Genomic DNA, 11,686 nt, shown 5'->3' on the forward strand with positions numbered 1-11,686 from the left:
GGTCCCTTCGGCAATGCGGGCGCCATGGTCGAGCGCAATTTGCGGTTCGCGATCGAACGCGTGAATGCGCGCGGTGGGGTGAAGTTGCGCGACGGCGCCCATCCGTTCGAGTTGACGGTGTTCGACAGCAAGGGCGGCGTCGAAGACAGCCTGGTGCAACTCAAGGCTGCCGGCGATTTGGGCATCCCATTCGTCTTCCAAGGCAACAGTTCGGCCGTTGCGTCGGCGTTGATCGATGCCATCAACAAACGCAATGCGCGCGATCCCGGGCAGCGCATGCTGTTCTTCAATTACTCGGCCGTCGACACGGCGCTCACCAACGAGCAGTGCAGTTTCTGGCATTTCGCCTTCGACGCCAATGCCGCCATGCGCATGCAGGCGTTGACCGAGGCCATCAAACAAGATCCGAGCATCCAGAAGGTCTACCTGCTCAACCAGGACTACAGCTTTGGCCGGCAGGTCGCCGGGCTCGCCCGACAGATGATTGGCGCCAAGCGCCCGGACGTGCAGATCGTGGGTGAGCAGTTCAGCCCGGTGGGGCGCGTGAAGGACTTCACGCCCTATCTTGCGCGCATTCGCGCGGCAGGTGCCGATACGGTGGTGACGGGGAGTTGGGGCAACGACCTGACCTTGCTCGTCAAGGCCGCACGCGAACAGGGGATGGAGCTCAAGTTCTACACGTTCTATGGCAACGCCCTCGGCGCGCCGGCAGCACTGGGCGAGGCCGGGGTTGGCCGCGTGTACGCCGTGGCCGAATGGCACCCGAACGTGGGCGGCGAGGCGTCGGATGCGTTCTACAAGGCGTTCCGTGCGCGTTATCCGGAGGCGCGCGACGACTATGCGCTGCTGCGCATGAGCGTGATGATCGACATGATCGCCGCGGCGCTCGAGCAGGCCGGCACCACCGATGTGACGACCGTGGCGCGGGCGCTGCAGAACCGCCGGATTCGCGAGGCGCCGGTCGACGCATGGATGCGTCCGAACGACCACCAGCTGATCGAGCCGTTGTACGTGTCGGTCATGCGCCGCGCGGGCGAGCCGGGGGTGAAGTTCGACAACGAGGGCTCGGGCTTTGGGTTCAAGACAGTGCTCGAGCTGCCCGCCAATAAGGTGGCATTGCCCAGTACTTGCCGGATGGCCCGCCAGCGGTGAATGGCCGGGAAGGGCAGAAGGGCTGGCGTGACGGGAAAAATAATTGGTCGAAATTTTCCGGATAATCCGTTGAAATTGTCCGGATTATTTGGTGGAGCGTCCGGTTTTCAGCGCTCAAGCCGTTCGCTCGGCCCCGTCTGAGGCGGCGTGGCGAGGAAAAGTATGGCATCCGGGAGGCAACTCCCGTATAATCGCGCACTTGCAGTTTTGTTTATGTGCGGCAATGCCGCGCATGTTTTTGTAAGTTCACGGCACGGCCATTCTTCCGTGACCGCGTGTATCCAAAGGAAAGCAAATGACTACCGCAATGACCAAGAAGTCGGACGTCGTGGCGCAATTCGCCCGTGCCGCTAACGATACCGGCTCCCCCGAAGTGCAAGTTGCGCTGCTCACCACGCGCATCAACGAACTGACGCCGCACTTCAAGGCGCACATGAAGGATCACCACAGCCGCCGCGGTCTGCTGCGCATGGTGAGCCGTCGCCGCAAGCTGCTCGATTACCTCAAGGGCAAGGACGCAGATCGTTACCGCGCCCTGATCGAGAAGCTGGGCCTGCGTAAGTAAGCGATTGCGATTACGACGAGATGCCTGTATCAGCGTGCTGATGCAGGCATTTTGTTTTTGGGCGCTCCCTGACGGATGTCCTGAGGATGTCCGGCCGGTCGCGTACCTCACCGTTGGGCTGGGTTCTCCCCGGTTCCAGCAGTTCCTGTAGTTCCCACTTTATGGGGCCTCGTCGATAAGCAGGGCTTGTGTCATTCCAGCGTCGCCCGAGCGATGCCAATGCCTACGCGCCAAGGTGCCGGGCAACGCTGGAATGGCATAACACTCCCCCCTGCGAGGCGTCGGGATCACCCCGGCAGCGATATCGCGCCGCTGCTGCATTCGCGCGATTCGATATAGGAGTGCAAATGTTCAATAAAGTCGTCAAGTCTTTCCAATGGGGACAAAACACGGTTCGCATGGAGACGGGTGAGATTGCTCGCCAGGCATCCGGTGCCGTGCTCGTCGACATGGACGATACGGTCGTGCTGGCCACGGTCGTGGGTGCGAAGAGCGCCAAGTCGGGGCAGGATTTCTTCCCGCTGACCGTCGACTATCTGGAAAAGACTTACGCCGCCGGCAAGATCCCGGGTGGCTTCTTCAAGCGTGAAGGCCGTCCGTCGGAAAACGAAACGCTGACGTCGCGCCTGATCGACCGCCCGATCCGCCCGCTCTTCCCGGAAGGCTTCTACAACGAAGTCCAGGTGGTTGTGCAGGTCGTTTCGCTGAACCCGGAAGTGCCGGCGGATATCCCGGCCCTGATCGGCGCATCGGCAGCGCTGTCGATCTCCGGTCTGCCGTTCAACGGCCCGGTAGGCGCTGCGCGCGTGGCCTACGTCGACGGTCAGTACGTGCTGAATCCGTCGCGTGAGCAGATCGCCCAGTCGAAGCTCGACCTCGTCGTTGCCGGTACGGAGCAAGCCGTGCTGATGGTCGAATCGGAAGCGAAAGAGCTGCCGGAAGACGTGATGCTGGGCGCCGTGGTGTTCGGTCACGATCAAATGCAAACGGCGATCAACGCCATTCACGATCTGGTGCGCGACGCAGGCAAGGCCGAGTGGGATTGGGCCCCGGCCGCGAAGAATGAAGCGCTGATCGCACAGGTGTCGGCACTGGCGGACGCCTCGCTGCGCGCCGCTTACCAGACGCGCGAAAAGCAAGCGCGTACGCAACAACTGCGCGCCGTGACCAGCGACGTGATCGCCAAGCTGGGCGAAGCGGCGAGCGCCAAGGGCGAAGCCGCGCCGGACAGTATCGAAGTGGGCAACATCCTGTTCGATCTGGAAGCCAAGATCGTGCGTAGCCAGATTCTGGCTGGCGAGCCGCGTATCGACGGCCGCGACACGCGCACCGTGCGCCCGATCTCGATCCGCACCGGCGTGCTGCCGCGTGCCCACGGTTCGGCGCTGTTCACGCGTGGCGAAACGCAGGCCCTCGTGGTGGCCACGCTCGGCACCAAGAGCGACGAGCAGATCATCGACGCGCTGCAAGGCGAGTACCGCGATCGCTTCATGCTGCACTACAACTTCCCGCCGTTCTCGACGGGTGAAACGGGTCGCGTGGGTTCGCCCAAGCGCCGCGAAATCGGTCACGGCCGTCTGGCCAAGCGCGCTTTGGTGGCGTGCCTGCCGGGCGCCGACGATTTCGGTTACACCGTGCGTGTGGTGTCGGAAATCACCGAATCGAACGGTTCGTCGTCGATGGCGTCGGTGTGCGGTGGCAGCCTCGCCATGCTGGACGCCGGTGTGCCGCTGACGGCGCCGGTCGCCGGTATCGCGATGGGCCTGATCCTCGAAGGCAACAAGTTTGCCGTGCTGACCGATATTCTCGGCGACGAAGATCACCTGGGCGACATGGACTTCAAGGTGGCGGGTACGTCGAACGGCGTCACCGCACTGCAGATGGACATCAAGATCCAGGGCATCACGAAGGAAATCATGCAGGTCGCCCTGGCGCAAGCCAAGGAAGGCCGTCTGCATATTCTCGACAAGATGGCGCAAGCGCAGTCGGGCGTGCGTACGGAACTGTCGGAATTCGCGCCGCGCATGGTCACCATCAAGATCAACCCGGAAAAGATCCGTGACGTGATCGGCAAGGGCGGTTCGGTGATCCGCGCACTGACGGAAGAAACCGGCACGAGCATCGATATCTCGGACGACGGCGTGGTGACGATTGCCAGCCCGAGCGCCGAAGGCATTGCGGAAGCGAAGCGCCGCATCGAGCTGATCACCGTGGAAGTCGAAGTGGGCCAGGTGTACGACGGTACCGTGCTGAAGCTGCTCGAGTTCGGCGCGATCGTGTCGGTGCTGCCGGGTAAGGATGGTCTGCTGCACATCTCCGAAATCGCCAACGAGCGTATCAAGGACATCAACGAGTACCTCAAGGAAGGCCAGGCGGTGCGCGTGAAGGTGATCCAGCAGGACGACAAGGGTCGTCTGCGTCTGTCGCACAAGGCGCTGACGGACGAAGAAAAGCAGGGTAGCCCGGCGCTGGTCAAGCGCGAAGGCGACGCTCAGTAATTTCGATGTCGGTATGAGGCTTGGCGGCGCGCGTTGGTGCGTCGCTGTGCCAAAGAAAACGGCGACGCTTGCGCGTCGCCGTTTTTTTATCCATCGCACGGATCGGCAAAATAATGCGGAAAAAATGCGAGAAGGGTATTTACAGAAAATGGGTTTGTCTTTAGAATCTCACTTCTCTGTTCGGGGGGTATAGCTCAGCTGGGAGAGCGCTTGCATGGCATGCAAGAGGTCAGCGGTTCGATCCCGCTTACCTCCACCACGGATTCCGAAGCTTGATTTTCAGGCGCATCGAACAAGCAAGATTCTTGCGAAAACGATGCAAATCACTTGAAAATAAAGCTTCACAATCGAAGAAATGTTGTTTAGAATAGCGTTCTTCGCGAAATGCAGTAAAGCGAAACAGACAAGATTGTGACGATTTTGTCCCCTTCGTCTAGAGGCCTAGGACATCACCCTTTCACGGTGAGTACAGGGGTTCGAATCCCCTAGGGGACGCCAGAATTGGTGCCGGTAGCGAGTCGGTATCAGTTTAAAATGCCACGCAGTTGGTGGCGTAAAGCCCGCTGGAAGTTTGGCGGGTTTTTTTGTCGGTTTTGGAGCGGTAGTTCAGTTGGTTAGAATACCGGCCTGTCACGCCGGTGGTCGCGGGTTCGAGCCCCGTCCGCTCCGCCAAAACCTACGCAGTTCGGCAATCTGCGCGTAACAACGCTGCAGTGTCGAATCGCTGGCAGGAAAGCAAAGTGAATCACATCACGATGCTGCAGCAAGTTTGGAGCGGTAGTTCAGTTGGTTAGAATACCGGCCTGTCACACCGGGGGTCGCGGGTTCGAGCCCCGTCCGCTCCGCCAAACGAAGAAAGCCCAGGCTAATGCCTGGGCTTTTTTTTGTCGTTCGACGTTCATGATTTCGAGTCCTGCAACGGGGCTTTCGGGGCGTTTCGATACTATTTTCTCCCGATGGCTGTCGCCCTGAAAGTGCGTGCGGATTTTTCGCGCAATTTCTTGAAGATGTGCAAATAGTGCGCATCGATGATGGGCGTTGATCGCGCGCGGTAAGCTGTCGGGCCGTGGTGATGTTCCGAGTCGGCCCGAGGCGTGTGCGTTCAGCCTTTGACGCGTACGATCCAGCGCAGATAGCTCAGCAAGCCGACGGCGGCGATCGCCAGGCTCGCGCTGTTGGCGAACCAGAATCCTGCGGCGCCATGCAGCCACGCCGGGGACAGCCCGCCGACGTCGAAGCCCAACACATAACCGCCCCCCAGTCCGACACCCCAGAGCGATACGGCGTAGATGACGGTCGGGATTACCGCAACCTTCCATGCGCGCAACACGAAGACGGCACTCACCTGCAAGGCGTCGAATACGTGATAGCCGGCGACGATGGCGAGTAATGGCGTCGCGACCGCCGCGACCAGCGGATCCGACGTATAAGCTGCCAGAACCCACGGCCGGCAGAGTCCCATGACGCTCGCCAGCAACACGCCCAGCAGGCCAGCAAACTCGACGCCGCGGCGCCCGACCCGGCGCGCCAAGCGAAAGTCGCGCTTGCCGATGGCCTGTGCGGTGAGCGTCGCCGTCGCAATCGCAATCGACATCGGCAGCATATACATAAGCGCGCCGAGGTTCGCGGCAATCTGGTGACCGGCGAGCGTCACGTCGCCCAGGCGAGCAATGAAGATGGCCATGAACGAGAACGCCGTCACTTCGATCAGGTAGCTCAGTCCCATGGGTATGCCGAGCTTGAGCAGCGCACGAATCGCCGGCCAGTGCGGCCAGCAGAATCGGGAAAAGGTGGCGAAGGCACGCAACTTCGCGTGACGTGCCATCAGTGTGAGTCCGAGCGCACATGAGACCCAGTTGATGGCGGTCGTGGCAATGGCGCAGCCGGTGCTGCCGAGCGCTGGAATACCCAGCCGTTCGATGCCATAAATCAGTGCCAGATTCAGCGGGACTTTCAAGGTCAGTCCCGTGACCTGAATGGCCATGACGATGCGGGGCTGCGCCACGGCGGTGGACAGCGAGGAGTACACACGAAAGAGCAGCGCGGCGGGCAGGCCGAACGCGAGCATCTGGAGATAGGCGCTCGCGCGCGCTTCGAGTTCGGGGGATGCTTCGGAGAGTCGCAGAATGAACTGCGGATGCGATAGCAGCAGGACACCCGGCACGGCGAGAAACCCGGCGAGCCAGAACGCCTGCCGCACTTCCTCGCCGATGCTTTCGCGCTCTCCTGCCCCGAAGCGTTGCGCGGCGATCGGGGAGAGCGCCACGAGCACGCCCATCAGGCCGACATACACCGTGATGTAGATCGACCCACCGAGTGCGAGCGATGCGAGATCGAACGCCGAGGCGCGACCGACCATTGCCGTGTCCATCACCCCGAAGGCGATGACGGCCAACTGGCCGATGAGCACCGGCCAGGCCAGTTCGGCAATGCGTTTGATGTCGTGCCACATGGCGTTGCGTGAGCGTCGCTAGGGATGGGGGATGGGGTTAGCGCGGACGCGCCCCGCGCCGCCCCGGACGCTCCTGCAATACATAAAGGCGGAAGCGCTCGTCGCGGTCGGCCGCGCGGCGGCCTTCCCAGAGCTGGCGCCATTCGTAGGGCGCCAGCGACAACGGTTCGCTGTAGTCCTGCGAGTCTTGACGCAGCAGCACGTCGCAATCGTCGTTGGCCGTGCCGAAGCGCATCTTGCCGAAGTAGGCGAACGACGCGAGCTGCGCGTCGCCGACGCGAGCCGTGCGAATGCACGTGTAATCGGCGGGGAGATGGGCGGCGATCTGTGCGGCCACGTCGCGATAGGTTCTGCCGTAGTTCACGACGGGCAGCCACAGCGTCATGAGCAATACCCACATGAGGGTTGTGCCGCCAGACGACAGCACCACGCTGCGCCACAGGACTTTCGGGCTGCGCGACACGCGCCACGCCACCAGTGCGACCCAGGCGCCGGTCACGATCAGGGCGCTGATCAGCGTGACCCAGCTGAACTCGGGGGCGAAGCCCGGGACCAGGCGTCGCAGATTGCGCGCCGTGGAGGCCGGAAAACCGGTGATGCCGGCGAGCCAGACGATCCAGACGAAGCCTGCCAGCACGGTGAACGACAGCACGGCGAACCAATCGATGGCGTTGACCGTGCCGCGCTTGAGCGTGGGCAGGCCGAAGGCGGCGATGATCGACAGCGCGGGCAGCGCCAGCATGAAGAGCTGATTGCCCTGATGCGCCTGCAGCACGATCAGCACAAGAATCACGACGGCAAAGGCAAGCGCAATCGCGATGTGGGGCGCGCGTCGCATGCCGCGCCACGAGTAAAGCGACCACGCGGCAAGCGGCCATGCGGGCCAGGCAAACAGCGCCAGGTTCTTGGCGATGTAGCTCAGCGAGGCGAGCGTCGGGCCGCTGAAGGTGTCCATGCCGATATCCGTCCACTCGCCGAGCCATTGGCGTGCGCCGCTGGCAAACTTGAGCGCCGCTAGCGGCCACGTGCAGGCAATGAGCAGCGTCACCGGCGTGGAGATCAGCAGTAGCATGCGCAAGGGCAGGGCGCGGCAGACAATGGCAGCGGCAATGCCTGCGAACCAGAGCGAGAGCGTCATCAGCGGCGAGGACGCGAGCGCCATGCCGCCCAGGGCGAGGCCGAACCAGACGGCGCCCTGACGCGGCTTGTCGAGGCTGCGCACGAGGCCGTAAATCGCCATCGAGATAAGCGTGAGCTGTCCGACGGCGGCCGTTGTCTCGTGTCCACGCTCGGCCAGCCCGAAGCAGGCCAGCAGAATCAACAGGGCGCCGTCCGCGAGCGTGCGTCCATAGTCGCGCGGTTCTGGCTCGCCACCAAAGGCGTATTTGAACGGTTGCACTTCGGGGCGGCGACCGAGCAGATAGGTGCCGTACCAGATGAACGTGCAGGTCGCGTAGAAGCACAGCCCGGTGACAATGCGCGCGGCGTCGGGGGCGTCGAGCCACGAGAAGGCGCGTATGGCGAGCGCACCGAGCCACGAGACGAGCGGGCCGGTGTCGTAAATGGGTTTGCCCGCGATGTTCGGCAGCAGCCAGTCGGACAAGTGACCGTGTGCCATCGTCCACATGACGCCGAAACCTGCGGCGTCTTCGTTTTTCCACGGATCGCGACCGAACAACCCCGCCAGCACATAGATGACACAAATGGCGATCAACAGCGAACGCGGTAGCGCGCTGGTGGCGGAGGCGGTGATGCGAACTCGTTTCATAGGCCGGACGACAGGATCGGCACGGCGGCCGGATCGGGGAGACTCAGAGGGCGAGCCGGAACGGGCTCGAAGGTGAAACTCGGGGTGCTGCTCAGGGTAAAACCAAGGGAAAACTCGGGCAAATCGGAAAAGCCGACAGTATGACAGTAAGCCGTGCGGTGGCGCAGACCAGACCCAAGAAAAAAGGGCAGCCTGAGCTGCCCCTTTCCAATGCTTTCCACAACGCCGGGGTGTTGCCCCAAGGTGCTGGCCCGCCAGTCTCTGCCGGGCCCCGCAGCGCGTTGTGTGGCGCGTCGCCGATAAAACTTAGGCGATCTTGCCGCCGGCGCGGTTGCCGAACTTCTGGCGGAACTTGTCGACGCGGCCAGCCGTGTCCATGATGCGCTGTTCGCCGGTGTAGAAGTTGTGCGAAGCCGACGACGTTTCGATCTTCACGAGCGGGTAGCTCTTGCCATCCTTCTCGGCCGTTTCCTTGGTGTGGATCGTCGAGCGGGTGATGAATTCGAAGTCGACGCCGGGCGTCATGTCGCGGAACAGGACTTCGCGGTATTCGGGGTGAATGCCTTCTTTCATGATGTACCTTGGGTTAAGTCGGTAGCCAGTCTGCGCGGGAGGAGGTTCGCCCGAGGTTTGTTACCCCGGGAGGCACCCCGTTGGCCCGCTAACGCCATCGTCGTCATGCGACGGGAGGGACGTCAACCACTTTCCGGGTGAGTAAAACGCGCATTATGCCATGAAAACAATGACTTTCGCAAAGTTTTCACGGGTCGCCGGCGGGCGTGGATGCCGCTGTGCCGGGCGCGGCGTCGCCAGTGCCGGCGCTCACCGCCGGATCTTGCAGGAAATAGCGCGAGAACAGCGCGTACAAGGCGGGATAGGCGTCGCGAAAGGCCTCCGGGGCCACAAAGAACGCCTCGGCGCAGACGGCGAAGAACTCCGATTCGTGTTCGGTGGCGTAGGGGTCGAGCAGCGACGACGAGGCAAACGCTTCCCAGTGGGCATCGGGAACGTTGGACACATCGTGGCAGAACGCCTCGTACGCGGGATCGAAGACATCGCACCAGGCTTCGGGCGTGAGGTCGCCATGCACGCGCCGCAGCATCGGCGGCACGCCGTCGGCTTCGCCGCCTTCCATGTCGATCTTGTGGACGAACTCGTGAATTACCACGTTGTACGCCAGGACATCGCTCGCTTGCACATCCTGCCATGACAGAACGACAGGCCCGCCTTCCCACGCCTCGCCGCTCGCCTCCTGAGCGATGTCGTGCACGACGCCGGCTTCGTCCTGCACGGTTTTGCGAATCAGGAACTCGCCGGGATACAGCACGATGCCCGTCCAACCGCGATACAGCGCGCTCGGCAAATTGAGAATCGGCAGGCAGGCTTGCGCGGCCACCGAGACACACATCGCTTCGGTCAACGGCAGGTCGTGCGCCGTCGAAAAGTGTTTGCGGCCCAGGAAATCGGTCGCGAGGGCGCGCAGCTTGTCGAGGTCGGCCGCGCTGCGGCGTGTCAGGAATGGCAGGGCGCCGACGACTTCGCGCCAGACGGCATCGTCGATCGTGGGGCGTGTGTGGGCGCGTCGGAGGCGGGCGAGCAGGGTTCGGAGCATGAGGAGCGAAGTCGGATGATTTGACGCAGTCGCGGTGAATCTCAGGGGAGGGCCTTTGAGCACCGATGGCGTACCGATGCCAATTTAACTGCTTTTGCGCCGCCGCAACGAGCGTGCCACACAGCGCGGCGGCGGTGCTCAGTCGGGCAGCACCTTGCCCGGATTCATTAGCCCGAGCGGGTCGAAGGCCGTCTTCAGCGTGCGCATCAGTGCGAGTTCGACCGGCGACTTGTAATGCGCCGAGGCGTCGCGTTTGAGTTGCCCGAGGCCGTGCTCCGCGCTGATGGTGCCGTGATGGGCATGCACGCTGTCATGCACGGCGGCGGTGACCGCCGTCTGATGCCGATGAAGGAATTGGGCGGGATCGACGCCTTCGGGCGCCATCACGTTGTAGTGCAGATTCCCGTCGCCCAAATGGCCGAAGGTGACCATGCGGGCACCGGGCGCCACGCGCTGCACGATCGGGTCGGTGGCTTTGAGAAACGCGGGCACCCGGGATACCGGCACCGCGATGTCGTGCTTGATGTTGAGCCCCGTGGCCGACTGCGCCAGCGGAATGCTCTCGCGCAAGTGCCATAGCGCATTCGATTGCGCCAGGCTGTTCGCGACAATGGCGTCGTGCACGATACCCTGATCGACGGCCGCGTTCAGCAAGCGCTCCAGCAGATCGCGCGCATGCGCTTCACTCTCGTTGTCCGAGAGTTCAAGCAGCACGGTCTGGGCATGAGGTTGCGCGAACGGATAACGCTGCTGCGGGAAGATTTGCGCTACGAGTTGGAGGCAGAAGTGGGACATCAACTCGAAGCCCGTGAGCAGCGGACCTGCCATGCGTTGCGCCAGATTCAGAAGGGCCAGGGCGTGCGCGGGGCTTTCCAGAGCGGCGAGCGCCGTCATGCGCGCCACGGGTTGTGCGAAGAGCTTGAGTGTTGCCGCGGTAATCAGCCCGAGCGTGCCTTCCGCGCCGATGAAAAGATCGCGAAGATCGTAGCCGGTGTTGTCCTTGCGCAGCCCGCGCAAGCCATCCCACAGTTCGCCTTGCGGCGTGACCACCTCGAGGCCGAGGCACAGTTCGCGCGTATTGCCGTATCGCAACACGGCGGTGCCGCCGGCATTCGTCGCGAGATTGCCACCGATCGTGCAACTGCCCTCGGCGGCCAGGCTCAGCGGGAAGAGGCGCTCCGCGCTGGCGGCCGCCGCCTGCACGTTCGCGAGCAGGCAGCCGGCCTCGGCAGTCAGGGTCATGTTCTCGGCATCCACCTGTCGGATGCGATCGAGACGGCGCAAGCTGATGAGCACCTGACGCCCGCTCGTGTCGGGTGTCGCGCCGCCGGCGAGGCCCGTGTTGCCGCCTTGCGGCACCATCGGCACGCCGTGCCGGACACAAAGGCGCACGAGGGCGGCGACCTGTGCGGCGTCGGCGGGGCGAAGCACGGCGAGGGCGCGTCCGGTATAGCGTTTGCGTTGATCGGTGAGGTAGGCGTCCGTGTCGGCGGCCTCGAGCAGAACGTGGTCACGGCCCAGCAGGTCACGGCACGCGGTGAGGAAGGAGGAGTCGTTCATGTCAGGGGGCGTCACACGATTTGCGCGATCCAAGGTTGGGTAACGCTGAGTCTCGAGGGCAGGCGCTAACGCGCGGCTG

8 protein-coding genes and 4 tRNA genes are annotated in these 11,686 nt (G+C 63.1%); 7 read left to right on the top strand and 5 right to left on the bottom strand.

What is annotated here, in order from left to right; translation table 11 throughout:
- From A985_RS24995 to A985_RS0110150, 7 genes are all read left to right on the top strand, one after another.
- The coding region (locus tag A985_RS24995; RefSeq protein WP_232424583.1) for a branched-chain amino acid ABC transporter substrate-binding protein at positions 1 to 1,152 on the top strand (1,152 nt) is incomplete at its 5' end.
- A gap of 295 nt (positions 1,153 to 1,447) precedes the next feature.
- On the top strand, positions 1,448 to 1,717 hold the full coding sequence (gene rpsO / locus A985_RS0110125) for a 30S ribosomal protein S15 (RefSeq protein ID WP_017233294.1): 270 nt from the start codon (positions 1,448 to 1,450) through the stop codon (positions 1,715 to 1,717).
- Between the two features lie 341 nt (positions 1,718 to 2,058).
- Positions 2,059 to 4,215 (top strand): polyribonucleotide nucleotidyltransferase, encoded by a 2,157-nt coding sequence (pnp, locus tag A985_RS0110130; RefSeq protein WP_026131825.1) that lies wholly within the window; start codon positions 2,059 to 2,061, stop codon positions 4,213 to 4,215.
- Between the two features lie 183 nt (positions 4,216 to 4,398).
- Positions 4,399 to 4,474, top strand: a tRNA-Ala gene (locus tag A985_RS0110135).
- A gap of 163 nt (positions 4,475 to 4,637) precedes the next feature.
- Positions 4,638 to 4,713: transfer RNA gene (locus A985_RS0110140), tRNA-Glu, on the top strand.
- A 97-nt stretch (positions 4,714 to 4,810) separates the two neighbouring features.
- A tRNA-Asp gene (locus A985_RS0110145) sits at positions 4,811 to 4,887 on the top strand.
- 99 nt (positions 4,888 to 4,986) lie between these two features.
- Positions 4,987 to 5,063 (top strand) — tRNA-Asp (locus tag A985_RS0110150).
- Between the two features lie 254 nt (positions 5,064 to 5,317).
- On the opposite strand, the gene A985_RS0110160 is transcribed toward A985_RS0110150, so the two are convergent.
- The 5 genes from A985_RS0110160 to A985_RS0110180 form a co-directional block, all read right to left on the bottom strand.
- Positions 5,318 to 6,667 (bottom strand): MATE family efflux transporter, encoded by a 1,350-nt coding sequence (locus A985_RS0110160; RefSeq protein WP_017233297.1) that lies wholly within the window; start codon positions 6,665 to 6,667, stop codon positions 5,318 to 5,320.
- A gap of 37 nt (positions 6,668 to 6,704) precedes the next feature.
- Positions 6,705 to 8,435, bottom strand: coding sequence for a glycosyltransferase family 39 protein (locus A985_RS0110165; RefSeq protein WP_017233298.1), 1,731 nt, complete (start codon positions 8,433 to 8,435; stop codon positions 6,705 to 6,707).
- 306 nt (positions 8,436 to 8,741) lie between these two features.
- The gene (locus tag A985_RS0110170) at positions 8,742 to 9,008 is read right to left on the bottom strand and encodes a type B 50S ribosomal protein L31 (protein WP_017233299.1); all 267 of its coding nucleotides are present in this window, start codon (positions 9,006 to 9,008) and stop codon (positions 8,742 to 8,744) included.
- 187 nt (positions 9,009 to 9,195) lie between these two features.
- A complete protein-coding gene (locus tag A985_RS0110175) occupies positions 9,196 to 10,047 on the bottom strand; it encodes a zinc-dependent peptidase (protein ID WP_017233300.1) in 852 nt (283 codons plus the stop codon).
- Between the two features lie 138 nt (positions 10,048 to 10,185).
- On the bottom strand, positions 10,186 to 11,607 hold the full coding sequence (locus tag A985_RS0110180) for an FAD-binding oxidoreductase (RefSeq protein WP_017233301.1): 1,422 nt from the start codon (positions 11,605 to 11,607) through the stop codon (positions 10,186 to 10,188).
- Between the last annotated feature and the right edge of the window lie 79 nt (positions 11,608 to 11,686).

Origin of the sequence: Pandoraea sp. B-6 (assembly GCF_000282835.1) — a bacterium.
In the GTDB taxonomy this organism is placed as follows: Bacteria; Pseudomonadota; Gammaproteobacteria; order Burkholderiales; family Burkholderiaceae; genus Pandoraea; species Pandoraea cepalis.

Coding starts and splice junctions, on each gene's coding strand:
- rpsO (WP_017233294.1), top strand. CDS start 1,448: ATGACTACCGCAATGACCAAGAAGTCGGACGTCGTGGCGCAATTCGCC.
- A985_RS0110160 (WP_017233297.1), bottom strand. CDS start 6,667: ATGTGGCACGACATCAAACGCATTGCCGAACTGGCCTGGCCGGTGCTC.
- A985_RS0110165 (WP_017233298.1), bottom strand. CDS start 8,435: ATGAAACGAGTTCGCATCACCGCCTCCGCCACCAGCGCGCTACCGCGT.
- A985_RS0110170 (WP_017233299.1), bottom strand. CDS start 9,008: ATGAAAGAAGGCATTCACCCCGAATACCGCGAAGTCCTGTTCCGCGAC.
- A985_RS0110175 (WP_017233300.1), bottom strand. CDS start 10,047: ATGCTCCGAACCCTGCTCGCCCGCCTCCGACGCGCCCACACACGCCCC.
- A985_RS0110180 (WP_017233301.1), bottom strand. CDS start 11,607: ATGAACGACTCCTCCTTCCTCACCGCGTGCCGTGACCTGCTGGGCCGT.